The sequence below is a fragment of the Polaribacter sp. 20A6 genome (genome assembly GCF_011378915.1).
GTDB classification, from domain to species: Bacteria; Bacteroidota; Bacteroidia; order Flavobacteriales; family Flavobacteriaceae; genus Polaribacter; species Polaribacter sejongensis.
This window is the reverse complement of sequence record NZ_WTPZ01000003.1, coordinates 221,178-246,490: the sequence shown is the minus strand read 5'-3', so window position 1 is coordinate 246,490 and position 25,313 is coordinate 221,178. Positions and strand designations below refer to the sequence as shown.

24 protein-coding genes are annotated in these 25,313 nt (G+C 30.0%); 2 read left to right on the top strand and 22 right to left on the bottom strand.

Annotation, left to right across the window (positions count from 1 at the left end):
• Window positions 1–62: 62 nt before the first annotated feature.
• From GQS57_RS08425 to GQS57_RS08375, 11 genes are all read right to left on the bottom strand, one after another.
• On the bottom strand, window positions 63–653 hold the full coding sequence (locus tag GQS57_RS08425; RefSeq protein WP_165732387.1) for a DUF1643 domain-containing protein: 591 nt from the start codon (window positions 651–653) through the stop codon (window positions 63–65).
• Between the two features lie 16 nt (window positions 654–669).
• Window positions 670–1,893: a hypothetical protein gene (locus GQS57_RS08420; RefSeq protein WP_165732385.1), complete on the bottom strand. Its 1,224-nt coding sequence runs from the start codon at window positions 1,891–1,893 to the stop codon at window positions 670–672.
• Window positions 1,894–1,896: 3 nt separating this feature from the next.
• Entirely contained in the window at window positions 1,897–2,346 is a 450-nt protein-coding gene (locus GQS57_RS08415; protein ID WP_165732383.1) for a hypothetical protein, read from the bottom strand.
• A gap of 5 nt (window positions 2,347–2,351) precedes the next feature.
• Window positions 2,352–2,681, bottom strand: a complete 330-nt coding sequence (locus tag GQS57_RS08410) for a helix-turn-helix domain-containing protein (protein ID WP_165732381.1) — start codon at window positions 2,679–2,681, stop codon at window positions 2,352–2,354.
• A 130-nt stretch (window positions 2,682–2,811) separates the two neighbouring features.
• Window positions 2,812–3,768: a hypothetical protein gene (locus tag GQS57_RS08405; RefSeq protein WP_165732379.1), complete on the bottom strand. Its 957-nt coding sequence runs from the start codon at window positions 3,766–3,768 to the stop codon at window positions 2,812–2,814.
• 8 nt (window positions 3,769–3,776) lie between these two features.
• Window positions 3,777–5,060, bottom strand: a complete 1,284-nt coding sequence (locus GQS57_RS08400) for a site-specific integrase (RefSeq protein ID WP_165732377.1) — start codon at window positions 5,058–5,060, stop codon at window positions 3,777–3,779.
• Window positions 5,061–5,340: 280 nt separating this feature from the next.
• Window positions 5,341–5,817 (bottom strand): DUF4625 domain-containing protein, encoded by a 477-nt coding sequence (locus tag GQS57_RS08395; RefSeq protein WP_165732375.1) that lies wholly within the window; start codon window positions 5,815–5,817, stop codon window positions 5,341–5,343.
• A gap of 58 nt (window positions 5,818–5,875) precedes the next feature.
• Window positions 5,876–6,646: a DUF4625 domain-containing protein gene (locus GQS57_RS08390; protein WP_165732373.1), complete on the bottom strand. Its 771-nt coding sequence runs from the start codon at window positions 6,644–6,646 to the stop codon at window positions 5,876–5,878.
• A gap of 25 nt (window positions 6,647–6,671) precedes the next feature.
• A complete protein-coding gene (locus tag GQS57_RS08385) occupies window positions 6,672–7,493 on the bottom strand; it encodes a hypothetical protein (RefSeq protein ID WP_165732371.1) in 822 nt (273 codons plus the stop codon).
• A gap of 43 nt (window positions 7,494–7,536) precedes the next feature.
• The gene (locus GQS57_RS08380; RefSeq protein WP_165732368.1) at window positions 7,537–9,894 is read right to left on the bottom strand and encodes a TonB-dependent receptor; all 2,358 of its coding nucleotides are present in this window, start codon (window positions 9,892–9,894) and stop codon (window positions 7,537–7,539) included.
• Window positions 9,895–10,138: 244 nt separating this feature from the next.
• On the bottom strand, window positions 10,139–10,381 hold the full coding sequence (locus GQS57_RS08375) for a hypothetical protein (protein WP_165732366.1): 243 nt from the start codon (window positions 10,379–10,381) through the stop codon (window positions 10,139–10,141).
• A gap of 361 nt (window positions 10,382–10,742) precedes the next feature.
• On the opposite strand from GQS57_RS08375, the gene GQS57_RS08370 reads away from it, so the two are divergent.
• On the top strand, window positions 10,743–11,627 hold the full coding sequence (locus GQS57_RS08370) for a ChaN family lipoprotein (RefSeq protein WP_165732364.1): 885 nt from the start codon (window positions 10,743–10,745) through the stop codon (window positions 11,625–11,627).
• An 89-nt stretch (window positions 11,628–11,716) separates the two neighbouring features.
• Here GQS57_RS08370 and GQS57_RS08365 read toward each other — a convergent pair whose 3' ends face one another.
• From GQS57_RS08365 to GQS57_RS08340, 6 genes are all read right to left on the bottom strand, one after another.
• Complete coding sequence (locus GQS57_RS08365; RefSeq protein ID WP_165732362.1) at window positions 11,717–13,162, bottom strand: pitrilysin family protein; 1,446 nt, start codon at window positions 13,160–13,162, stop codon at window positions 11,717–11,719.
• 10 nt (window positions 13,163–13,172) lie between these two features.
• Window positions 13,173–14,489, bottom strand: coding sequence for a pitrilysin family protein (locus tag GQS57_RS08360; protein WP_165732361.1), 1,317 nt, complete (start codon window positions 14,487–14,489; stop codon window positions 13,173–13,175).
• Between the two features lie 60 nt (window positions 14,490–14,549).
• The gene (locus GQS57_RS08355; protein WP_165732359.1) at window positions 14,550–16,133 is read right to left on the bottom strand and encodes a DUF6850 family outer membrane beta-barrel protein; all 1,584 of its coding nucleotides are present in this window, start codon (window positions 16,131–16,133) and stop codon (window positions 14,550–14,552) included.
• Entirely contained in the window at window positions 16,117–17,358 is a 1,242-nt protein-coding gene (locus tag GQS57_RS08350) for a DUF4876 domain-containing protein (protein ID WP_165732358.1), read from the bottom strand. Before GQS57_RS08350 ends, GQS57_RS08355 begins: the two co-directional genes overlap by 17 nt.
• Window positions 17,359–17,385: 27 nt before the next feature.
• On the bottom strand, window positions 17,386–20,274 hold the full coding sequence (locus GQS57_RS08345) for a TonB-dependent receptor (RefSeq protein ID WP_165732356.1): 2,889 nt from the start codon (window positions 20,272–20,274) through the stop codon (window positions 17,386–17,388).
• Between the two features lie 145 nt (window positions 20,275–20,419).
• A complete protein-coding gene (locus tag GQS57_RS08340) occupies window positions 20,420–21,598 on the bottom strand; it encodes a FecR family protein (protein WP_165732354.1) in 1,179 nt (392 codons plus the stop codon).
• A 109-nt stretch (window positions 21,599–21,707) separates the two neighbouring features.
• On the opposite strand from GQS57_RS08340, the gene GQS57_RS08335 reads away from it, so the two are divergent.
• Window positions 21,708–22,286 carry an RNA polymerase sigma factor gene (locus tag GQS57_RS08335; protein WP_165732352.1) on the top strand — a complete coding sequence of 193 codons (579 nt, stop codon included), beginning with the start codon at window positions 21,708–21,710 and terminating at the stop codon, window positions 22,284–22,286.
• Window positions 22,287–22,545: 259 nt separating this feature from the next.
• Here GQS57_RS08335 and GQS57_RS08330 read toward each other — a convergent pair whose 3' ends face one another.
• The 5 genes from GQS57_RS08330 to tpiA all read right to left on the bottom strand — a co-directional run bounded on the left by GQS57_RS08330 (window position 22,546) and on the right by tpiA (window position 25,093).
• Window positions 22,546–22,743: a hypothetical protein gene (locus GQS57_RS08330; protein ID WP_165732350.1), complete on the bottom strand. Its 198-nt coding sequence runs from the start codon at window positions 22,741–22,743 to the stop codon at window positions 22,546–22,548.
• 101 nt (window positions 22,744–22,844) lie between these two features.
• The gene (locus tag GQS57_RS08325) at window positions 22,845–23,117 is read right to left on the bottom strand and encodes a hypothetical protein (protein WP_165732348.1); all 273 of its coding nucleotides are present in this window, start codon (window positions 23,115–23,117) and stop codon (window positions 22,845–22,847) included.
• Window positions 23,118–23,134: 17 nt separating this feature from the next.
• The gene (locus GQS57_RS08320) at window positions 23,135–23,410 is read right to left on the bottom strand and encodes an ATP-dependent Clp protease adaptor ClpS (RefSeq protein ID WP_165732346.1); all 276 of its coding nucleotides are present in this window, start codon (window positions 23,408–23,410) and stop codon (window positions 23,135–23,137) included.
• A gap of 9 nt (window positions 23,411–23,419) precedes the next feature.
• Complete coding sequence (gene prmA / locus GQS57_RS08315) at window positions 23,420–24,256, bottom strand: 50S ribosomal protein L11 methyltransferase (protein WP_165732344.1); 837 nt, start codon at window positions 24,254–24,256, stop codon at window positions 23,420–23,422.
• 78 nt (window positions 24,257–24,334) lie between these two features.
• Window positions 24,335–25,093 carry a triose-phosphate isomerase gene (gene tpiA, locus GQS57_RS08310; protein ID WP_165732342.1) on the bottom strand — a complete coding sequence of 253 codons (759 nt, stop codon included), beginning with the start codon at window positions 25,091–25,093 and terminating at the stop codon, window positions 24,335–24,337.
• Window positions 25,094–25,313 lie beyond the last annotated feature (220 nt).

Here is a 25,313-nt window from a genome sequence, read left to right as displayed (position 1 = left end):
ATGTAACAAAAAAGGAGTGATTTTTCAACCACTCCTGTTTAAATTATTATAATTACAAAACCCTAACTGGTTAGTTGCACTGTAAGTTCCTTTACCCATTCTAACTGCTTACCAGAAGTACGAGGTAATGGATGATAATAAGCAGACTCTTTCCCTAGCTTTAAAATACCGTAGGTGTTTGAACCGCTGCTAGCAGCAATAGCCTTTAAAGCCAAAGGTTTTAAATGATAATTTACACCCCAACCATAAATGACAGGCACATTTTTTACCCAAAGTTGATCAAAATCGAATTGACGGTTTTCATCAAAAATAGAGTGTGGAATTCCTTTAGAATCTAGCTCTGGAATTTGTTTATAAAATGTACTACTCTTTGGCTCTCTTAAATCTGATAGGTTTAATACTCTAGCAAATCCAAAACCACAATTTAGCATTACCTGCATTATTTGATCTTGCGTTCTGTCAGGCACAGCCAATGTATCTATGCATCCATTATCTACACCATCTATAGGTTTAGAACCTCCAGGATTCATCATTATCACCATTAAATCAGGTGTTGTAAGGCTTGAACCTATGTTTTTTATATCTAAGTACTTACGGAACTTAAATTCTTGTTCTGTATAGTAGAACCCTGTTATTTTGAATTGTTTTTTCATAATTAATATATTCAATCTAATAATATCTTTTCATGTGTGGTTCGTAATTTTCAGAAAACTCCTTAACCCCAACAAAAATATTACCAAACCTTGCCTTTAACTTACCTTTTTTTATTCTTAAACAATTCTTTCTTATTTTTTCACAAAGATCATTATATAAATGCTCATAACGTTCTTCATTTAAATCAACCATACACTCAAGATTTTCTTCTAGCTCGTCTTTATTTTGAGATTTTAAATACTCCATTTCCTCATCTCGCTCCTCTATATCTTCATCTTCAAGTTTAAACATTGGGTTATTAACGATAGCTTCATAAATTAACAACCCGTCTTCAGAAGACATCCTAAAACCATTAAATTCTTCCTTTAAAACTACATTGACTATAAAATCGAAAAAGCATTCTACACTTTTAAATCCTCTTCGAGTTTCAAATATCATATCATAAAGTAAGTTAGTATCAAAATCATCATCTTTTGACTCATCACAATTATATATATTTACCTCACCATACTTCTCATGGTTAACCATCCTGTCTAATTCTTCTTCAGAAAAATCATTCTCAACTGCATTATCACCTTCTTCTTTGGTTAGTTTTTTCTTTTTCTTCTCGTTCTTAGTTTTCCTGTTCTTAGTTATAGGTGTTTTCTGCAATTTCGAAGCTGCTTTTCTTATAGTCTCCGTACTGTTATTTTGCAGTTTCTTACTATCACTGAGATTAAGACTCTTTTGCCCCTCTAAACCGTACTCTTTTAAAAAATTATCAATTTCTCCACCTCGTTCTTTATCCTGTTCTATTTTCTTAGATTTCATAACCTCACCTTCAATCCTTCTTTTTTCTTTTAAATTCGTTAAAGAATCCTCAAATGCTTTTATAATATTTTCAAAAAATAGAACATAATAAATTACACGCTTAAGATTATTCCATTCATGGTATCGTTTTATTAATTTAGCTTTTTCTAATATCTCTAAAGGGTTATTACCACTCTTTCTATTTAATTTACTCATACTCACAATCTCGCCATTCTCGCTTAAATCCTTATATGTTATATAAAAAGCTTTGTATTTACCATAATTCTTAAATTCACCTTTTTCTTCCACCCAATAATCATACTTATCTATTAATAAGTTAAGAACTAAAGCTGCATCCATTCCCATATTTATTGCAAAAGGCTTATTGTATGTCCCAAAACTACCTATATCTAATATTTTTTGTTTTTCAGTTTTCCCCCTACCCTTCATCTTTTAAAGCTTGGAAGCATTCTCTTTTTCTTCAATCAAAGCACCTAATTCTTCTCTAATTTTTTCTGCATATAAAAAATAGACAGGCAGCATACCTAGTAATATCGATTCATTCTTTAAATATTTAGAATATTCTCTATTACACACATCAATATTGTACTTAATATTTTGTTTACATATTTTATGAAAGTAAACCCTTGCTTTTTCCCCATATTCATATGACAACGAAAGGCCAATGATTGGTATACAGGTATAATCTTGTGTTATATCCATCGACTTAGCTTCAATGCGTTTCATAGCTCCAAGAAAAAAACTACCAAAAGGCTCCTCTATTATTTTTTTTCTAGCTTTGGTATATGTAGCATTTTCAGAAAACTTCAAGAACTCTTTTATAAAATATTCTTTAGAAGTAAAGTCTGGCAAAACAAAATCACCCTCTTCTCTATTTTTCATAACTTTTATTTTTTAGAGTTAGATAAAAAACTGTCTACATCATCTTCTACTTCCTTCTCAGACAAAACCTTGCCTAATTTGACGTAATTGATAAGCTCTCCTTTAGAAAAATAAAGTCTATTACCTCGTTTCATATAAGGGATATCTCTCCTGCTAACTTTACCATATAAGGTAGCTACGGAAAGGTTTAAGAATTTAGCTGCTTCTCCTATAACCATAATATCATTTTGTTGATTTTCTGGCTTAGTTGATTGAACTAATATTGTAAGGTTATCTATTTTAGAGTTTAACTCCTGTACTACTTGTGGTAGTAAATCAAATGATATCTTATTCATTTTATTATAATTTTGATTATATCAAATACTTCGCGTACTTAATCTGTTTGCAAAATTATAATGTAAATGAGGCTAAATCTAACGGGAACGAGCACGTGTTTACGGGAATTAAACACGTGTTTACGGGAATTTATTTTCTAGGTAATTCCCCCACTACTTCTTCATAATTAGTAGGACGTTTTGATTTCGAAATATTAGAAATTTCATCATTTCGATATTGATAGAAACATGCTTTTATTAAGTTATAAAAACTATCTGGCTTAGACTTGTATTTTTCTGGACATAATTCTAAAAACAAATCTTTAAAAACCTGAAAAACATTCCCTTTAGACGTATTAACCTGTTTTATAGGCTCTGTAATTTTAGGCAAAGTAAAATCTTCCTCATAGTATTCTGTAACCCAACTCACTAACTTATCATAATCTTGTTGAGATAGTATTTGCTTATCTTTACGAAAATCTTTACTTAAAGTAAACCGAAAAGCTTTACTAACTTTTGCACGAACAGAAGAATCATCAGTATCCTGTTGAGGTAAATCTATAGAGTCTTCATCTAGCTCATTGATATCATTGACTCTGCTTGCACGTATAGCTTCGGTTTTTAAGAACTCTAATTTTGATTTTCTTAAAACTAATGCTTTAACCTGAATTTCTTTATTTGGTGTAATTATAGCTATTGGATCATTTAACACTACATACTCAGAATTAATAGCCTTCAATAATTTAACAGCATCATTACATTTTTCCCAATCTGGAATACTTATACTTAAACCAATAGATACCATATCATGATAATACATAGAATAACCTTCTAAATATTCATCCTTCTTCCTTTGCAGATCCCTAAGATACTCATCCTTCTCATCCCAAGGCATATTAGATAAATCTGGCTCTTTAGCCTTATAAATTGTCCCCTCAATTAATTTATCTATGTATAAAATTAACTCTCTAAAAAATTGATTCTGACCAAATATAATTTTAGCGCTTGAACCTTGTCTTACTTGATAATATTCTTGATAAAAATACAATGCAATATTATTATCATTTTCAATAGAAGCCTTTGTAACTATATCTTTATATCTGTTCATACTTTTATTTAAAAATCCAACAATTTGTTTGCAAAGTCTTTTTTAGTTTCATCTTCAAAACCTGCAAAGTAACTTTTGGTTACACTTAAATCACTATGATTTAAAGCTTCACTAATAAACTCCATAGAAGCACCCTTACGTATCGAATTAGTAGCAAATGAATGTCTAGCCCAATAGGTCGAAATACCGTTAGGTAAATCGTTTGCTTTAGCTATTCTTTTGATATGGTCGTTAATGTACCGTGTAAAATTTTTAATTTTCTTGTGTTGAGTTTCAATATCATCTTTTTCATCTACAATATTAAAAACAAATCCACTCTTCTTCTTATTACCATATTTTCTTATAACCTCTTTTGTAAAATCCGTTAAGTAAATAGAGATTTTTGTTTTCTCTGCTAACTTAGCATGAGTCTTAGCTCTATAGTAACTAAATTTATCTCCTTTAACATCTGAATATTTAAGCAGAATAGTATCTTTCATATTCATACCGTTGCATCCATAGCTGAAAAAGAAAAAATCCTTAGCCTTCTGCTCATTAGCATTTGAAACCTCTGCATTAAACAGAGTTTTAAGTTCTGCATTACTTAACGCTTTCTTTACATTTTTCGTTCGTGGTATCTTATATCCATTTTTTCCAAATGGATAAATATCTATCGCAATATCATTAGCTTCTATGGCCTTATTAAATACCGCTCTTAAAGTTCTAAGATAGATAGCAATTGTATTATAACTTCTATCTTTATCAATCATAAACTTCTCATATCCTTTTAGCCAATCAACCGAAATTTCAGTAAAAGATAATTTGTCTATATCTCGTTTCTTCTTATTTAAACTAAAATCGGCTAGTGAATTAAGTGTGTATTTATAACTCTCAGCTGTACCAATCTTTTCATTTGCAATATGCTTGTCAATAATTAAATCAAAATAATATTTTACATTATTTTTATGTGAAGATTTACGAAATAGCTTTGTTTCGAATTTAGCAAAATCAAAAACAGTCATCGCCTCAGCCTCACGCTCTGCTCTAGCTTCTATCGTTCTTAACCTCAACTCTAATTCACGTTTACTTCCCCTAAATGTTTTTCGACCTGGATTATGCCAAAGTTCATCAAACTCCTCTTCGGACAATTCAATTCCTAATGAATACCATTTTTCTTTTGTAGTAACTTTTCCATAAACTCTTAACTTAATAGGATATTTGCCTGTAACCTTTTTTCTCCTATTATCTAACCTTATAGATATGTTATATTCTTTAACCGTTTTCTTCTCCTTCACAATAATTATTTTCTGCAAATATAGATAGTTTGCAGAAAATTTGCAGAAAAAATAACGAAATAAACAGATAACAACAATAAACAAGCATTAACCAAAACCTATTAAAACCAAGCATAGTAAAGAAAAACACGTATAAACACACAACAACGATATAACCCACATTTTGATTACGGCTCAAGAGGTTCTAGGTTTGAATCCTAGCATGGTCACCAATAAAACCAGTACTTTACAACGATTTGTAAATTACTGGTTTTTTTATTTGCAGAAAATTTGCCTACTTTTCTATAATTAAGACTCTTTAAATAATCTTTATATCTACAGAAATTCTACTTTGCCAACCAGTTACATCTGTTACAGAATACGCACAGTGATAATCTCCTGGGTCTATATCATTAGGAATTGTAATTGAAATATTAATTTCATGAGTCGTTACTCCGTCTTCGACCGAATAGTTTTCCATAAATATTAATGGATTTACAGCTGTTTTTATAGCTTCTAAATCACATTGCACTCCTTGGTCGTCATGTGTATGGTGATCAAAATTATGGTGAATATCAATACTGTAAGAAGCTAATTCTTTATTATCTGTAACCTGAGCTCTAAAATTATAAGCTTCCCCTCTTGAGAGTTCTGTACAGCCCTGAGAAAACCCTTCATTATAATTAATAGTAATTGTTGGTTTATCTAAGTCCTTATCAATACTGTTATCATCTGAACATGCAGCAATGCATATTATAAATGATAAAAAACAAATATATTTTAGTGTAAATTTCATTTTTATAGAATTAAAACCGCACAGCAACATTTAATGCTATGCGGTAATTTTATTTTAATTAAGCCGTAACGTCAATATGTGTTTCATATTCTTTCGTATTTCCATCTTCATCTTCTACTGTAAAAATGATATGATACTCACCAACTGGAGCAGTTGCAGGAACATCTATATGTTCATGAAACTCAATAGAAGTTTCTTCATGGTATTTCTCTAAAAACTCTTGTTCAAAATTCCATTCTACCTCTCCATCAGCAACAGTAAGTCCATGAGCATGTGCATCAACAGAAACACTGTGAATACCATTTACAGCATCTATTAAAAATTCTGCATGAAAATCACTTCCTCTAGCAACCGTTTCATCTATAGAAACTTCACTTAATGTAATAGAATCTAAAATTTGTATATGTCCCTCTACTTCTGTACTATTCCCTAACTCATCTGTAACTGTTAACTCTACATGATATTCTCCTGCAGGAATATTTGAAGGAACATCTATATGTTCATGAAAAGTTGGATTAATTACCAAGTACTTTGTATCCGTAAATACTTGCTCAAACTCCCATTGAACCTCATCCTCTCCTAAAACCAAATCATGAGCATGGATAGAAAGCGTAATACTACTTACAATAGCTTCTGCATTAATTTCTGCTTCTAAATGAATATCCGATCCTTTATAAGCTACTTGATCTGTAGTATGCTCACTCCCTTTTCCGTACTCAAAACCTGATATTATTGGAGCATTTAAGTCCAAGGCTTCATCACTACTACAAGAATGTAGTGTAAATCCGATAAAAGCGATTACTGCTAAAAATTTAAAATTTGTTTTCATGGTGTTTATTTAATTTAGTTTATAATTATTCTACGATGCTTAATGGAACAGATAGTTTTACTGCTTCCTCTCCTTGTTCTTGCACATATATATTTAACCAATAATCTCCAAGTGGAAAACCTGAATCTATTGCCATGTGATAATGAATATGTGGATTACTCTGATTCTCATAAAGATTTTCTGGAAGTGTAATTACTATTGTATCCCACTCACCTACAGCTACATTTTGCCCTTCTCTCCATTCTTCGAACCATAATTCATACTTTATCTCACTTATCGTATTGCTACCTGCGTTATAATAAAATTCGGTATCGATCTCATCACTTCCTGCAATAACCTTATTATCTACCCCTACTTCTACCTCTGAGAACTTTTTTATTATTTCAAATTCTTTAGTGATATAACTTTCTGAATTATCTTCTTCTATTACCGTAATCTTTAAATTATAAACACCTTCCGAAGGCCTTACCGTTGGAAAAGTTTCGTTTGAAGAATCAAAAAGAATATGATAATGTATATGTGGATTTAATTGATTTAAGTAATAACTTTCTGGCACTAAATAATCTAATACCTCCCAGTTTACTTTGTCCGTACTTGGCTCACTTACATTTACAGGATTAATATCAAAATAGATCTTTTTAACTTTGGTTTTCCCTGTATAATCAAATTCTATATGTAAGTCTGGATTAAACTGTGGGACTTTAAAATCGGTATTTCCAATTTCAAGACCTTCAAACCTTTCGGAATTTTGATCTATGCTATTTTCTAAATCCTCATCATTTTCACAAGACTGCAAGGAAAACCCTACAAAAGCGATAATTGCTAAAAATTTTAAATTCGATTTCATTCTTTTCATTTGTTTTAATTTAATTATTGGTTATTGATTAATTTTAAAAAGGTACCGTTACAGATAAGGATAGATTTCTACCTGCTTCTGGCACATCTATCAATCTGTAAAAACTAGTATGATTGTAATATTTTGTATCGAATACGTTATTTAGTTTTAAACGCATATGTACAGGATCATCATTTTTAAATAGATTTACCTCAGCTAAAAAAGACATATTTAACACCTGATAACCTGCCGTTTTTTCTTCTGGAGGTACAATTTCATCCTGAGACGAAGTCATTCTAAAATCTGCTACTAATTGTGGTTTCTTAAAAAAGAGCATTTTTTTAAATTGATAATTAGCAGACAGCAAGCCCGATAATGGCGGAGAAAAAGGTAGTGTAAACCCTTCTTTTGGTCCGCTAGTTTGTCTAGAATACACATACTCTATAGAAGCATCTAATTGCAAGTTTTTAGATATTGTGGTATTTGCTCTAAACTCTCCTCCTACTCTAAAAACTTTGGCTTGTGTGTATTCATAAATCTGCAAAGTTTCGTAATAATTAGAAGTAGGATTTAAATAAATATAGTTTTGAAATATATTTACAAACGGACTCACACCAACACTAAACGATTTTCTAGTATGATCGATATCAACATCTAATTGATAGGATATTTCTGGGTCTAAATCTAAATTCCCTCTTTCATAACAATACATGTGATAGTTCACTCCGTCTGATGCCAATTCATTAGCCAAAGGCATTCTAAAACTTCTACCCACATTTACTTTATACGTAGTATTATTGTTAATATAACTAACACCTAAAGAAGCACTTAAACTACCAAAATTCAATGTTTTATCTTGCGCTCTCTGTAAATACTTATAAGAAGTAGAACCGTCTTCATTATTAATCGTTGACAGAAACCAATCTTTATACGATTTGGTATCTACCAATCCAAAATCATAACGAACACCTGCTAAAATGTGTAGGTTAGGTTTGATTTGAAAATGATCATAACCAAAAACACCTGCTGTAAAACGGTTATATTCCGGAATTAAAAATCCCCAACCACCAATATTATTATCTTGATATTCCGCATTAACACCTAAAACCATATCGTGTTGATCATTTGGTTTAAACGCATCTTTTATATTTAAAGAATAGGTGCTTTTATTAAAGACCCGTTCTTTTGTGTCTGAAGGTTTTGGCATATAACCATGCGGAACTGGTTCTGAGTGTTCTTCTCTACGATTGTTCTGGTAACCAAGATCAAAATGTATTTTATGGCTATTTGTGTTTATAGTAGTATTGTTGGTAATTTTAAAGTGATTTACTTTATGAAAAGGCAAATCGATATCTCTATTAGAACGATCATAATCGATAGTAGAAGTTCTCACCTCTAAACCATGTGCATTTGCAAAAAATCCGTTTTTAGCATTTACATTACTAAATGTAGTTTCTGATGTAATTTTATCAGAAACATAACCAATACTTACACTTGCATCTGCTTCATTACCCGCAGTATTTCTTAAATTATTATCATGTAAATCGAAAATGTAATTTTCATAATTAATTTTATCCGTAGGCACCTTATAATCTCCGTAATCTCTATACGTTAATCTACTTCTGTAAAACCAATTCTCTTTTCTAGATTCAATCCCTGCAGAAATTCCTAATAAATCATTATTGCTTTCTCCCAAAATATTTACCTCTCCACCGAAAGAATTCGCCAACGGAATTTTATTAGGCTGAATATCTATAACACCTGCAATAGCATCAGATCCATATAACAAAGAAGCAGGACCTTTTATAATTTGAATATTCTCTATACCTTGTTGGTCTATTTCTAAACCATGATCATTTCCCCATTGTTGCGCTTCGTGCTTTATACCATTTTGCACCACAGCAACTCTATTAAAACCTAAGCCTCTAATTGTAGGTTTCGATTGCCCAGAACCAATACTAATTGTACTAACTCCTGGTATTTTACTTAAAGTTTGCATCAAACTATTTTCTCTATTATTGTCTAAAAACTCTTTAGAAACAACATGAGAAACAATCGGATTCTCTTTTAGCACTCTTTTTTTTGATTTTCCAAAAACCTTAATTTCATCTAAAGACGTAGACGATTCTCTTAAGAAAACGGGCATGGTAACTATTTTAGATTTTACAGTGACTGTAACCGTTTTAGCTTCGAAACCAACATGAGAAATCTTGAAAGTATAAACACCTTCTTCCTTAAGATCTATTGTAAACTCTCCTGTTTTAGATGAAATTGAAAATGAATGTTCTCCTACAACATTAACACCTTCTATAGGCTGTAAGTTGTTATCATTTAACACAGACCCTTTTATTTGATAAGAATCTTGCGCAAACGCACTAGAGCACAGGCTAAAATATAGCCATATACTCAACATATTTTTAAACATAATTGTATACTATAAGATTTGAACACTTGTTCTTAAAAAAGAACCACGACAAAATCTATACATACATAAAGACTAACCAATAGCTTGTTTTATAAAACTGACAAATAGTAGCAATTAAGGTGTTTAAAACATCCATAAAAAAATGAATTGAATAAACCACTCAAAAGAAATCAATTGAATAAACACAGAACTAATTACTTATAGAATTCATAAATAATATGCATAGAAAAACTTATACTAAAAAAGGTGGAGGTCGAGAAAAGAGTTCTCTTGGAAAAGTATTCTTAGAAATAATACTTTTATAGTTTGTTATTACTTCTTTCTGAATAAAAAATTCAATATTTTTAAATTCGAGATCAGGTCCATCCGAACTAATTATTGGAGTTAGATTGTTTACAATCGCATTATCACATACTGCACAATATAGTGCATGCTCTTTATCATCTGTATGAGACAAAGCATGTAAACCTGCCATTTTCATTGATAGAAAAAGAACAAGAAACAAATAAGTGATACTATTTTTTAAGCGACTGAATTTCATTAAGACATTAAATAATGATTTAATTATTTTATCTACAAATACTTTTTACAATTAAATATAAAAAGACCTTACTACTACTAAAGCAATCAAGTTGCGTTAATGCAATTGCAAACATATTCTATTTTTAATATTATTGCAACTAAATTGCATTAAAATAATAAAAAGAAAAACTCATTAGATAAACTACCTAAAATAGCGTGAAAAACAATAATTAAAAAGCTATTTATATTTAACAATCCTTTAACTACAACCTTTTATATCATCCTCTAATTTCGCAAACCTAAACTAACAAAACATGAAATATTTAATACTTACAAGCCTTTTATTAATATCCATAATAAGCACGACCAAAGCACAGGATAAACCTGCCTATCAATTATTTAAAAATAATGGAAAGACTGCTAATTACAACAAAATGATTAAAGATCTTGCTGATAGCGATATGGTGTTTTTTGGCGAATATCATTACAATCCAATTTCACATTGGATGCAATTAGAAGTTAGTAAAAGCTTGTTTGAAATAAAAGGAAACTCATTATTCTTTGGAGCAGAAATGTTAGAAATCGGAAATCAATTGGTTTTAAATGAGTATTTATCTGGATTGTATCCAGAAAGTAAGATGATTCCTGAAATGACACAAATGTGGAATAATTACAGCACAGATTATAGACCTTTGGTTGAATTTGCTAAAGAGAATAAGCTGCGTTTTATTGCTACAAACATCCCTAGAAGATATGCTTCTTTAATTAGTAAAAAAGGAATAAGTGCTTTAAAAGATTTAAGCCCGGAAGCACTTGCTTTAATTGGTCCTGATTTAGAAACATATTTTGATCCTACTGTAAAAGCATATGCAGAAATGGCGGATAATATGGGAGGACACGTACCTCCAAACATGTTAAATATACAAACAGCACAAGCTGCTAAAGACGCTACTATGGCACATTTTTCTCTTAAAAACTTTAAAAAAGGAGATTTACTACTTCACATAGAAGGCTCTTACCACTCAAATTACGAACAAGGTATTATTTGGTGGGTTCATAAAATTAAACCAGGGTTAACATTAAAATCAATTACAACCGTAACAGCATCTGAGTGGAATAAATTAACCAAAGAGCAAAAAGCAACCATAGCCAATTATATCATTGTTGTTGCAGATAATATGACACAAACAGAAAACTAATTGTTTAAATTTAGTATTTCTTTTTAATATAAAAATCCCAGAATAATTTCTGGGATTTTTAGTATCAATAAAAAAAGGGGACAATAAGCTTATTCTATTGTATTTCCTTTTTCATCAAAGTATATTACATCTCCAAATTTTTCTAGCGTCCCTTTTAGTTCAGAAACTTTACCTTTAATATAAATAACCGATTTAAAAGGATCTATATATTTTTGAGACATTGCCATAATATCATCTACATTTACCTCATAATATTTTTCTACTTTGCTTTGTAAATAATCATCAGGTAAATTATAATCATCTTTTTGCATGGCAAACGTAATATACGGAATTGGGGCAATTGCATTTAAAGATCGTGTATAACTACCAATTAAACTGTTTTTAGCAATTTTTAAATCTGACGCACTTACTTTTCCGTTTCTTAATCGCAACATTTCTAAAATAATGTTTTCTATAGCATACGCCGTTTGATCATTACGTACACTTGTACTTACACTTCCACTACCACCAACCGCAGAAGCACCAACAGAGGATCTTATAAAATAACAAAGCCCTTTATCTTCTCTTAAATTTTTATATAAATATGACAACTGACTTGCTCCAAAAATTTCATTTAACACCTGTAACTTAATATCATCTTTAAAATAAGTATATGCATCCCCTAAATGCCATCTAAAAGAAATATCAGACTGAACTGCATTTGGCGCATCTACAACCACTATTTTCCTTTTTTTAATAATAGAAGTTTTTTTATTTATAGGGCTATTCTTAACATAAGGTTCTCCAGATTTCCAAGCACCAAAATAACGCATCATTAATTCTTTACATTCTTTTTCTGTAAAATCTCCAACAACTACTATTAAAGAATTATTAGATACAATTCTATCATTTTTAAAGTTTTCAATATCAGAAACTGTTAAACCATTATAATTAGCTTTCACTTTTTCTTGAGTTTCAATAACTTTCTTCTCATTGCCAAATAACAAGGAATCTATAATTTTTTCTATCGAAAACGGCCTTTTAGGTGTATTTACTTTTGATATTTTCTTCTTATCTTTTTCAACCTGTTCTTCTTGTCTTTTTTGAATGTACGCATCCGTAATAACAGGATGTAATAATGCATCTACATACACATCTAACAAAAGGTTTACGTCTTGTTTCATCCCTTTAATTGTACCACCATACATACTCGCATTTAACAAAGCGCCGTAGTAATTAGATATAGAATCAATTTCTCCTTTAGGGTATTTCTCTGATAGTTTATTTGAATACGCTGAATTTAAAATTTTCTTTTCTGCTAATCTTTCTTCCTCATCATAACCCGGTAATTCTATATTTACCGATATTGTAAATTTTGGATACTCTTTTACCGGAGCTAAATAAATACGAAGTCCGTTGTCTAATTGTATCGGAATTAATTTACCTACATTTAATTTTACAGGCTCATCTGCTTCTGGAGGCATAGAACGATCTACTTGTGCAATAGCCTTAAAGCTAAAACAAATAGCAAATATTAATATATAAATATTTTTCATTTTTAATAAATTATTCTGGGTGGTAAACAATTACTACTCGATTCTTTTTATCTAAATATTTTTTAGCAACTCGCTGAATGTCATCCGCTGTTACCTTATTAAAATCATCTATAAGATTTCTAATGTCTGATGTTTTATTATATAAGTGATAATAATTAGTTACCTTATCTGCAAATGTTTCTGCATGATAAAAGTAATCTACATGAGCAGATTCGAATTGCTTTTTTACTTGTTGCAATACAACAGCGTCTACAGGCTCATTTTTTAAAAGCATTATTTGTTCCTCTAATTTTTCTAGTAAATAAGGTTCACTATTTCTACTCTCAACATTTGCAGTAATACGCAATGTTCCTTCCTTTTCCCAAAAATCAACTGAAGATTTAATACGTTTAATAATGGTATCTTTCTTTAAATTTAGATGATTTTCAAAATAGGAATAATTACTACTACCAGATAAAATAGCATTTATTATTTGCATTGCAGGAGCATCTGCATCACTTTGTGACATTAACGGATATCCTACTAATATAGATTCTCCTTTTAGGCCTTTTACAGTTCTTTCTGTATGCTTTTCGAGTCCAGATATTCTATCAAACTTTATAGGTCTTTTTATCTTTTTCCCTTTCGGAATATCTTTAAAATAAAGCTTTATCCATTTTTTAGTTTCTTTAATATCAATATTACCAGAAACTACTAAACAGGCATTATTAGGAGTGTAATACGTTTTTAAAAATGCATCAAAATCTTCTTTAGAAGCAACATTAAGGTCTTCCATAGAACCAATCATATTATGTCCGTAAGTTTCATCAGAAAATAGTTTAGACATCATTTCAAAGTAAGAATTACCCAATGGTTTACTATCATAACGCATTCTCTTTTCTTCTTTTACAATCTCTCTTTCTCGATTAATACCTTCTGATGTAATTACTGGATGTAACATTCTCTCTGATTCTGCCCAAAGACCTAATTTAAATTTGTGTGCAGGCAATAATTGATAATAATAAGTTACATCATAATTAGTATAAGCGTTGCAATACCCACCAGCATCTAAAATAATACTTTCAAATTTTCCTTGCGGAATATTTTTTGTTCCATGGAATAAAAGGTGCTCGTAAAAATGTGCATATCCTGTTTTCCCTATCTCTTCATTTTTAGAACCTACATGGTATTTAGTACCAACAATTACATTGGGTTCGTTTACATCTTTATGAAGAATAACATGCAATCCGTTTGCTAAATCATATTCCTCAAAATGAACATTGTCCATCTTTTGTCCACAAATAACCAGCGGAATAAACAAGATGAACACTTTAAATAATGACTTCATTTTTTTAATTTAAATTTTATAATAACAAGAACTCTTTACAGCAAAAAGCTTGCGTATCCATTAAAAATACAATTTAAGCCCAACCACTAAACTTAGATAATCATCGCTTTTTGAAACGTAATTAATTGTTTCGTTAGATAAGCTTGTCGCTTTCCAATAATCACCAGTAAGAGAACATTCTAAGGTATTTTCGTTTTTAAGTTTTATATTAAAACCTAATTTGGTATTAAAATTAAAAGAACTGGTTCCGGTATAATCTGCAACACTATTACCAATCCAATCTACATAAATATTGTTGGCTGCATAAGGGTTGTGTTGCATATCTAAAACATGATGGTACAAACCAGAAATATTTGTAAAAAATGATGTTTTAGTAGAAACATCTTTATGTAAGCCAAAAGCTACTTTAGGTTCTAAAAACTGATAATCGAATTGATATGCATAGTTTAAATCTAATTGCTCTACATTAGAATAATTCACTCCTAAGCTCACTTTATTCAATAACTTTTTATAGAATAAAATGTTTGCCTCAGTTTTAAAATTATAGTTTGTAGCATTAAAGTTTTTAGCATAGTAAATACCTACTTCTTGCCAAACTTCCCCTTTCCCTTTTAAATATTCGGCATTTAAATTAACAGACAGTAGACTGTTTTTTTTATACTGATTAAACACAACATTAAATTGTTGATTTAAAAAACTATACTTCGTTAATTCACCATTCTCTTCTACTCTTACAATGTTTTTATCTATCCATCTTTCTGCACCGTATTTGGTTGCACTTTCTACAGATAAATCCCAATTATTTTGTTTAAAAAGCCAATGCAATTGTAATTGAGGTATTACTCTTTTGGTTTGAAAGCCGTTGTCTATATTTTTTATATAAGACCCTAAACCCGTGTTTAAGTAATAGTTTGCAGTAACCTCTGTATTATTTTCTGGAAACTTATTTCCTAATTCAGAATCTGTTTTAAAAAATTCTGTACTTAAAGCTAAACTCAATAAATGTTTTTCGTTAAACTGATAACTTGCTGAAATCTTTCCATTAATTTTTAAAGCCGTTAGCTCATTTCTAGTGTCTGTTTTTCTAAAATAAAAATTGGTGTCATAATTTAAATAACCACCTAAACTCAGTTTAGAATTTACTTTATGAGCCGCACTTATTTCAAAATTATAATTCTGATGATTCCATATACCTGTTGTTTTCTGAAAAAAGTAGTATGGAGAATTATACTCTGAAATTCCGTATGTTAAATTATTTTCTACATCTTCAATTCTAGTATTTAAATATTCTAAACTACCATAAAAAGTCCAATTGGTATTTTCTAAAGCTGCTAAAGAGGCCGTTTTTAAATACAATCCGTTTTGTTTTTTAAACTCCTGCGGATGCCTTAATTTCCCTTCACCATACAAATACTTACCTTCTCCATAAGAAAACTTTTTAAGGTTAGATTGATTGATTAATGACGGTATTTGAAAGTACCTATTTTTAAATTGTTCAAATTGAAAATCTCTCTCAATAACAGACAAACTATCTATAGTTATTGCTGTTTGAGAAAAACTACTGAACACACTTAATAATAAAGAGAATGTTAAAAACATTCTCTTTATTGCTAAATGGTCTATTTTATTAGTTGTTGTAACCATATTTATCAGGGAAAGCAATTGCTTCAAAATCTACCGTTGAATTATTTGTATCTAGTAAAATAGTTCTACCAAAACGAGCAGTAGCTACTTCATCAATTTTTCTTCTATTACTTAAACCTGTATATGAAATTGCTCCATCAGCAGTTAAATAAGTAAAACCACCATCTATTACAGAAGGCATACGTTTATAATCTGCTGCTCCAGAATTATCTAAAATATCTACTCCATCAACTACGTTTTCAATAGAAATTTTCATTAATTTAGAAGTGGTTGTAGATCCTGGTTTTGTATAATCTACAATAGCAGAAGTATCAAAAGTTGCATCACCACTAACTAAAACAATACTTCCTGGAGTAGACAATCTAAAAAAGTTAGTACCCTCAAATATATAAGTGTTGGTCATGTTTGGTACAGCTGGGTTATCAAATTCAAAGAAAGAATTTCCAGTACGACCTTGTGCTTCTAACCAATCTATAGAATAATGCTCTAAAGTTGCATCTGTATTATCTAACTCTCCATCTGGATTTGCACTTGCTTCCTTATAATTAATAGCATTTAAAGCTATTACAATACTTTTACCAGCAGCTACAGGGTAATCTGTTCCTGTTCCTGGTATTTGACTCATTACATCTGTATACACATAATTTTCATCTGTTAATACAGAATAAACTGAAACACTTCCTGTTGTACCAGAATCTCCAAATAAATTAGCGATATACATACCATCTGCATATAAAGTTTCTGCTGAATTATTAAAGATTTCAATAAACGAATCTTTAAACAAAGTAACATAACCAGATCCAGATGTGTATATTTCTTTAATAACCAAACCTCCGTCTTGGTTCACCGCATTTACTTCTACTGTTGCTGCAACAGTTTCTTGTCTTGCAACTACAATATTATTTGCGGTACCACTTAAAGTATAATCATCTGTAGAGTGTGATATTACTACAGTATAAGTCCCAACAGAAATATCAGAAAAAATTGCCAAACCATTCGCATCAGTATTCATCGTTAAAGTAGAATTATCTATAGTCTGTGTAATTGCAACATCTATATCTGTTAAAGATATATCACTAAGACCACTTGCTAATGTTACTTGAATTTCTAAATTTCCTAAATTAGGAATATCATCATCACTTTCACAGCTAACGATCACTGATATTAAGAGAAATAATGCAATTAACTTTGTTAAACCTAGTTGTTTTAAAATTGTTTTCTTCATGTTATTGATTTATAATTATTGGGATTACTATTTAATTAATAAGGTTAAATTAAAACCTACTGATATTTTATTATTCAATGTTCTTCTACTTCCTAAAAACTCATAAGTTGGGTTGTTCCATGGTGCGTTATTAGCGTAAAAACTAAAAGAATGCCCTTGTTTAGTTTCTTTACGTATTTGTAAATTAAAATTGCTGTAAAAGGGAGTTGCTGTTGTAGTAAATGAACTTGGATCTCTTTTTAAGTCATCAAATTCTGTATCCATTCTGTTTTCTTCAGGAATTTCTATATAAGCACCATCTATATCATAATATGCAAACGGATATAAACTTGTTCTTATGTATTTAGAACTTTCCTTAAAGTTTAATTCCGCTGAAAGTGTTAACACAAACCTTAAAGAAGGTATATGTTGCACTAAAGTTAAAGTACCAAAACTCCTAATCGCTTTTGTTAAACTATTTTCATAAACACCATATCTTACAGAATTGTCGCCAACAACATAACTAGACTTATCAATATCAAAACCTGTATTTGTTACCACACTTTCTAAATAACTATACCTAAAATTAAACTGCGTATTGGTTGCCTTTATTTTCTTTGGACTTATTGTGGCTTCTACTCCATTGGTAGCAACGTAATAATTGTTGTTCATTACACTTACTGTTCTTGGTATATTGTTTACCTCTCCTGTTGGCGCTACCGTTGGCTGCACACCTATCGGCGCATCTACTACTTCATAAACAGCTTTCGGCAATAATAACAACTCGTCTGTTGTTGTAATACCTCTACGCATGTCTTTTTTAAAATAGGTGAAATTAAAATTCATAAAAGAAGGAGACCAATCAAAACCAACTTCCTTTAAATCGGAATAATTAGGTTTTAAATGCTCGTTTGTAGGCTGATAAACATAGGTTGTTACAATTGCTAAACGCTCGTCTGGATTCTCTGCATAATATTGAAAATTGATATAATCTATATAAGATCTTCCTGGATATAATTGTACCATTGCTGGAGCTTTATACGAAACTCCCCAAGCTCCTCTTGCCGTAAAATTATTATGTTTTGATGAAAAAGACATGCGAGGAGATAGCAAGTTATAACGTTCTAACATGTTATCATATCTAAGCCCTAAATTTAATTGTTGATTAGACGCCTCTCCAGATCGTTTTATAATTGTTTGATGATATGCCGAAAAAGTTTTAGAAGCCGGAATTTTCTCAAAAGTTGCAGATCTACTCCCAGCAATATCTTGTGTATGAACAATATTACCAGTTGCAACTCTACCACTACCTGTATTATCATCAAAAGAATACTGCAAACCCGTTTCAAAATTAAAGTCTAAACTCTTAAAACTTGCATTTTGAGAAGCCTCAATTCTTCCATTTAAATTAATGGGCTTTCCTTTAATATCTCTAGTTTGATTAAATGCATTCGGAGAATATGTAGTAGCATCAGTTCCGCTTTCTATAGATTCTATAATTGGGAAAGGTCCGTTAATAACATAAGTATCATAAAAAGAATGTTGATTAACAACACTACCACTAAAATTATAACTTATTTTCCCTAAAAGGGATGAATGAAAATCACCTGAAAGCGTTGCCTGATAAGAAGTACTTTTTACATCTGCTTCATTTTTAAAAACTTCTTCTGGTTCATGGTTGTTTCCATCATCGGAATGCCCTATTCGTAGAGAGGTAAAATGATTCCATTTAACATCTTTAAATACTGGTAATTTCCAACGTAACCCTAAATTAAAACTCTGATAAAATAATTTACGTTCTGTTGGTGCTCCAGAAGAATACGCGTAAGATAAATCTGTATTTAAAACGCCTAATTTATTTAATTCATATCCTTTTGCAACAGATCCCTGATAATTTGTAGATGAGACATTGGCAGAAACAATATAAGGAGATTTACCTACTTTACTTTTTACTAAAATTCCTCCAGAAGATAAATTACCATATTTTGGAGATGCAATACCAGTAATAATTTCTACAGATTCTACATTTGCTAAGGTTATACTTCTTAAATCTACACCGCCACCAACTACAGATTTTCCACCATCTAAAGTAGATGAGTTTTTGGTTTGCATATTTGCATCTGTACTAATTGCTGCACCATCTAAAATAATAGCGGTACCAAAAGAGTTTACATCAGAACTTACTGCACTTCGTAAATTAGCTTGTTTAGTAGCCGTTAAGTTTGTTTGCTCCATTTTATTACCAGGAATTAAACTTAACACATCGCCTAAGTTCATTGCCTGAACTTGTTTCATTGCCTGACTACCTATTTTATAAGTAGACGTACCTTCTCTACTTACCGTTTTTTTTGCAGTAACAACAATTTCATCTAAACCTAATAAATCTTCTTTAAGCGTAATTCTAATAGTAGACAAATCTGATTCTGAGGACAAATCAACCTCTTCTGTTTTATACCCTAAAAGGCTTACATTTAATTTAAAATTTTGATGAGGTAAAGTCATCAAAAACGTACCGTTTTTATTTGTAAAAGTTCCTAAATTTAAGTCTCTAACAATTACATTAACATCAGAAAGAGGTTGGTTATTAATATCTACAATTTTACCTCTAACCTCTATTTTTTTAGAAAAATCTCTTTTCCCGATAACAATGGTATTGTTTTTGAGCAATTCTATGTTATAAAATCTTTTAGGTAATGCTTTTATCAATAAGGTTTTTGCTTTTATTATACCTTCTTTTAAATGCATTGGAGAAACATCTTTAAACATATCTGAACGATAAATAAAAGTGTAATCTGTTTGTGCTTGAATAATGTCAAATATTTGATCTACAGTTACGGTTTTATCTTGACTTATTTTAATTTCCGCATTTTGGGAGACGACATCAATTGGAGTAAAACTAAATACTGTAGAACAAAATAATAAAAATGCTGTCCTCATAATAAAATTTTGAGTTAGCTTTTTGAGCCACTCTTGAGTAAAATTAATTTTCATAAATTTGTAAAGTATTAGTTATGCATTTAATTAATATTTCTTTAGGGATAAAGCGATGTACTTTGAGCGGTATTGACTTTATCCCTTTTTTTTATTTTAATATTATTTTGGTATCGTTTACGAGATAATTTAAATTAGAACTCCTTTTAATAGAATTTAAAGTTTCTTCAAGAGTCATTTTTTTATTTAAGACACCATTAAACTTAATGGTTTCTAATTCCTTATTTTCAAAAACAATATCAATATCATACCACCTAGATAAGACTTTCATAATCTCTTTTAAAGTTTTATTTTTAAAAGAAAAAGCGCCTAACCTCCATGCTGTTTCATTATAAATATTTACCGTTTTTACAGTAATTTTCCCTGTTGATTTACCAATAACAGATTGTTGCCCTACTTTTAAATTCTCTTTAAAAGCAAAATTACTAACAGCTACCTTACCTTCAGCTAATGTGGTATATACACTTGCTTCATCTTTATAAGCCTTTATATTAAATTCTGTTCCAAATACTTCTACTTCTTGCAAATTAGAAATAACTTTAAAAGTTGCTCCATGATGGTTTTTACTTGATGAAACATCAAAATAAGCTTCACCATACACCAATTCTATTTGCCTAGATTCTCCTTTTTTAAATGATGTAGGATATTTTAATTTCGTTTCAGAATTCAACCAAACATGTGTTCCATCTGCTAACGTAATTTGAAATTCTCCTCCTCTTGCAGTTGTTAAATAATTGTAAGCAATTTTAGACTCTGTCTTATTTGCTTCCACTTTATCATCAAGATTAATTATTGTTTCTTGCTCTTTTTGATATATAATTTCTTCACCATTACTAGCTACAGTATTATTATTAAAAACTTTCCCCTCTTCTAAAACAATATTAGAGCCATCATCTAGTGTTAAAGTTGCTTTATCAACACTAGACTCTACAACAGTTACAAAAGAGTTTAAAACCTCTACAGGTTGCTCTTTATTATAAAAAACATATACGTATGAAAACATAAATACAATAACTGCAGCCGCTGCATATCGAGACCAAACAGGTAGAATTCTAAATTTCGATTTCTTTTCAGTATCAATAGAATGCCTTATTTTTTTATAAGCAGTATCTAAATCTGGTTTATTCATTACAGTATCTATATCATAAGAAGCTTTTATGTATTGATCAAATGTTTCTTGATTATTTTCCTTTTTCAGCCACAACCTAAGAGTTTCTAACTCTTGGTCTGTAATTGTATTGGCGATGTATTTTATTATTGTTTTCTTCAACAGAAAGGCTGTTTTATTAAATTTATATTAACAATACGTTGATTTAACACTATACCCTTAGTTAAATTTTAATTATGTTTGTTTTTTTAATAATAACAAACAAAACAATTTGAATTTATATTTAGACGATCTTACACTGGCTACTAATATTAAGGTAGGTGATGAAAAAGCATTTAAAACATTATTTGATCGTTATTATAAAAAACTTGTTGACTATGCATTGTCCTACACAAGTAATCTGCATGAGGCAGAAGACATTGTTCAACAAACGTTTATAACTCTTTGGACTAATCGAAAGAACATTAACACAACAAAATCTATTAAAAGTTATTTATACAGAATTACCCATAACAGTTATATAGACACTTATAGAAAAAAGATACATAAAGAAAGTTTTTTTGATGAAATTAAAGAACGTGCTTTAAGAGATAGAATTAATGATGATGATGAAATAATAGAGCAACGCATTTTAAAATTAAAAATCATAATTGAATCTTTACCAGAAAAGAGCAAAGAAATATTAAAACTTAATAAATTTGATGGACTTAAATACAAAGAGATAGCAAATCTATTAGGCATTTCAATAAAAACAGTAGAAGCACATATGTATACAGCTTTTAAGAAAATACGTAAAGCATTTAAGGGTGATGATTTCTTCTTATTTCTTCTATTTAAAATTATGCGTTAATTCTTAATTTTTTAAAAATATTATTCATCTACTTTTAGCACCTATTTACATTATTATACATATCTAACCATTATTACTATCCCAAAATAAAAGAGTAAATTATAAAAGCATCATTATTTAGCTTTAGTTATTTTCTGCAAATATACTTTATTATTCTTATTTAGACTTAATTTAAATAATAATCTTAAAACGATATAAATAGAAAAGACCTTGAACAAATGTCCAAGGCCTTTTCGTCTAACCAAACTTAGTATAAAAACTAACTACTACTATCTTTAAGGATCTTTCTAGACCCGTATATCAATCCTAAACTTATTAAAAACAAAACACCTATTAAATTATCTATAGGCAATCCCGGAGGAGGTGGCGGACCTGCAGGCATAGGAACAGCTTGACTATATCCTAACGCAGGAACCATAAAAATTATCACTAATAAGAAAGTAAATTTTTTAACCATATATATTGCTTCTTATCTATAAGACTCATATTGTTTATAAAAGTCACTACAAATAAAAAATAAAATAGGTATTTCTAAAAAGTTATTCGGTGAAAGGTACTTTAGTGAAGGTATTGCTTAATCATTATTCGGTGAGCAGGGATGCTCTTATCGTAGTTTTCTACTAATAATTCTAATATTTCTGGGGCATTTACTCCAATATCATTTTTTTGTAGATATCTAGATACATATAAATTATATGTGTCATTATTCTTTTCAAAAATTAAAAAATGAGTTTCGTTTAGTTCTGTGAAACTAATTTCATTTCCAGAAAAACTGTCTGATGCATCTAAAAAGAAAGGTGAAAACTCGTAATATTTAAAAACATTTTCCATAAACTACTTATTTTCAATTATACTAATTCTGCCGATAAACCTAATTGTAATAATTTAGAGCATCTTGGTTCTAAATCTTTAAGTTCTCCAGATTTAACGGTACATTTTCCTTTATAATGCACTAAAGTAGCACACTGCTCTGCTTGCTCAAATGAATGTTCACAAACAGTAACTAAAGATTCTATAACATGATCAAAAGTATTTACATCATCATTATGCAATACTATCTCATGCTGAAAAACCTCTTGTTCTAAGACATCTACCTCTTCTTGTATTTTTTCTTTTGTACTCATTTTACAAAATTACAATTTATTGTATTTTAATGCAACCCAATTATTTCTTTCTATAACAGTTTCTAATTTTAAATTGTATTTAGAAACCTCCGCATCTATAACAGGTATATCATCTTTATAAAAGCCACTTAATAAAAGCACGCCGTTATCGTTTAAACAATTGGTGTATGCTTGCATATCCATCAATAAAATATTTCTATTGATGTTGGCAATAATAACATCATATTTTTTATCAACTAAAAGCGCTGCTTCTCCTTCAAAAACTGAAATATTTTTACAATTATTTCTCTCAACATTTTCTACAGAATTTTCATAACACCAATTATCAATATCGATAGCATCAATAGGATTTGCTCCTTTCATTTCAGCAAAAATTGCTAAAATTCCGGTTCCACATCCCATATCTAACGTTTTTTTACCTTCTAAATCTAATTGCAATAAATGCTGTACCATCATGTGAGTCGTTTCATGATGCCCAGTACCAAAACTCATTTTTGGCTCAATTACAATATCATATTTTAAATTAGGGTTTTCATGAAATGGTGCTCTAATACTTACCACATCTTCCACTTGGATAGGTGAAAAATTCTTTTCCCATTCTGCATTCCAGTTAGTTTGCTCAATCTCCTTTTGGTCATATTCTATAGAAAACTCTTCAGAATTTAAAACAAAAATATCATCTAAAACAGTAGCGCTCCAATCGTCTTTTTGAATGTAAGCTATTACTCCGTTTTCATTTTCAACAAAACTCTCAAAACCAACCTCTCCTAATTCTGCAATTAAAATTTCTGTTGCTGGTTCTTTTGGTGTAACTGTAAAATTGTATTCTATATAAATATTGTCCATAAATGTCTTGTAAAAAAAATGCATCGAGATTTTAAAATCTCGATGCAAATTTATTGTAAATATCTTTAAGTACGATGCTTAAATAGCTTTAATAATTCCTGTAAAATCATCTACATTTAAAGCAGCTCCACCAATTAATCCACCATCTACATCTGGTTTAGAGAAAATTTCTTCTGCATTTGCAGGTTTTACACTTCCTCCGTATAAGATAGAAACAGCATCTGCAACTTCTTGATTGTATTTTTTAGCTACAATACTTCTAATAAAAGCATGCATTTCTTGCGCTTGTTCTGCACTTGCAGTTTCTCCTGTACCAATTGCCCAAACTGGTTCATAAGCTAAAATAATGCTTTTCCAAGCATCTGCTCCTAAATGGAATAATGCATTAGAAATTTGGCTTTCTACTACTGCAAAATGGTTTTCAGATTTTCTGTCTTCTAACAATTCTCCAAAACAAAAAATAGTTTCTAAATCATTTTCTAAAATAGCATCTACTTTTGCTGCTAATGACGCATCTGTTTCATTAAAATAAGTTCTTCTTTCTGAGTGTCCTAAAATAACCGTTTTAATTCCGATTGCTTTTAACATATCTGCAGAAATTTCTCCTGTATAAGCACCATTTTTAGCTTGGTGCATATTCTGAGCAACTACTTCAATTGCAGAACCGTATGCTACTTTTAAAGAAGCCGATAAGTTTACAAAAGTAGGAGCAACAATAACACGAGTATTTTTTAATTTCTCTTTTTTAATTGCTTTTTTTAAATCTTTGATAAGTTTTTTACTCTCTTTCTTATCATTGTTCATTTTCCAGTTACCTGCTACTATTTTTGTTCTCATAATTATTATTTTATAACCTAAAAGGCCCTTGTTAATGTTTCTATTAATTTGGATGTAAATTTAAGAAATGGAAAGACAAAAAACACTTAGAAAAGCAAATAGTTACTATAACGTTTTATATAGTTTTTTTTTAATGTGTTAAAAAGACTTTAAACCGCTATCGCTGATAGAAAAAGGGCTAATAAACATCTATTCTTATAGAAAACGAAAAGGATAAAAT

What these genes read in the sequence shown, in the direction of transcription:
- GQS57_RS08345 (WP_165732356.1), bottom strand. Translation starts at nt 20,274, where the DNA reads ATGAGGACAGCATTTTTATTATTTTGTTCTACAGTATTTAGTTTTACT.
- GQS57_RS08405 (WP_165732379.1), bottom strand. Translation starts at nt 3,768, where the DNA reads ATGAACAGATATAAAGATATAGTTACAAAGGCTTCTATTGAAAATGAT.
- GQS57_RS08325 (WP_165732348.1), bottom strand. Translation starts at nt 23,117, where the DNA reads ATGGAAAATGTTTTTAAATATTACGAGTTTTCACCTTTCTTTTTAGAT.
- GQS57_RS08320 (WP_165732346.1), bottom strand. Translation starts at nt 23,410, where the DNA reads ATGAGTACAAAAGAAAAAATACAAGAAGAGGTAGATGTCTTAGAACAA.
- GQS57_RS08415 (WP_165732383.1), bottom strand. Translation starts at nt 2,346, where the DNA reads ATGAAAAATAGAGAAGAGGGTGATTTTGTTTTGCCAGACTTTACTTCT.
- GQS57_RS08420 (WP_165732385.1), bottom strand. Translation starts at nt 1,893, where the DNA reads ATGAAGGGTAGGGGGAAAACTGAAAAACAAAAAATATTAGATATAGGT.
- GQS57_RS08370 (WP_165732364.1), top strand. Translation starts at nt 10,743, where the DNA reads ATGAAATATTTAATACTTACAAGCCTTTTATTAATATCCATAATAAGC.
- GQS57_RS08375 (WP_165732366.1), bottom strand. Translation starts at nt 10,381, where the DNA reads ATGGCAGGTTTACATGCTTTGTCTCATACAGATGATAAAGAGCATGCA.
- GQS57_RS08380 (WP_165732368.1), bottom strand. Translation starts at nt 9,894, where the DNA reads ATGTTGAGTATATGGCTATATTTTAGCCTGTGCTCTAGTGCGTTTGCG.
- GQS57_RS08365 (WP_165732362.1), bottom strand. Translation starts at nt 13,162, where the DNA reads ATGAAAAATATTTATATATTAATATTTGCTATTTGTTTTAGCTTTAAG.
- GQS57_RS08395 (WP_165732375.1), bottom strand. Translation starts at nt 5,817, where the DNA reads ATGAAATTTACACTAAAATATATTTGTTTTTTATCATTTATAATATGC.
- GQS57_RS08355 (WP_165732359.1), bottom strand. Translation starts at nt 16,133, where the DNA reads ATGGTTACAACAACTAATAAAATAGACCATTTAGCAATAAAGAGAATG.
- GQS57_RS08350 (WP_165732358.1), bottom strand. Translation starts at nt 17,358, where the DNA reads ATGAAGAAAACAATTTTAAAACAACTAGGTTTAACAAAGTTAATTGCA.
- GQS57_RS08385 (WP_165732371.1), bottom strand. Translation starts at nt 7,493, where the DNA reads ATGAAATCGAATTTAAAATTTTTAGCAATTATCGCTTTTGTAGGGTTT.
- GQS57_RS08410 (WP_165732381.1), bottom strand. Translation starts at nt 2,681, where the DNA reads ATGAATAAGATATCATTTGATTTACTACCACAAGTAGTACAGGAGTTA.
- prmA (WP_165732344.1), bottom strand. Translation starts at nt 24,256, where the DNA reads ATGGACAATATTTATATAGAATACAATTTTACAGTTACACCAAAAGAA.
- GQS57_RS08360 (WP_165732361.1), bottom strand. Translation starts at nt 14,489, where the DNA reads ATGAAGTCATTATTTAAAGTGTTCATCTTGTTTATTCCGCTGGTTATT.
- GQS57_RS08330 (WP_165732350.1), bottom strand. Translation starts at nt 22,743, where the DNA reads ATGGTTAAAAAATTTACTTTCTTATTAGTGATAATTTTTATGGTTCCT.
- tpiA (WP_165732342.1), bottom strand. Translation starts at nt 25,093, where the DNA reads ATGAGAACAAAAATAGTAGCAGGTAACTGGAAAATGAACAATGATAAG.
- GQS57_RS08425 (WP_165732387.1), bottom strand. Translation starts at nt 653, where the DNA reads ATGAAAAAACAATTCAAAATAACAGGGTTCTACTATACAGAACAAGAA.
- GQS57_RS08390 (WP_165732373.1), bottom strand. Translation starts at nt 6,646, where the DNA reads ATGAAAACAAATTTTAAATTTTTAGCAGTAATCGCTTTTATCGGATTT.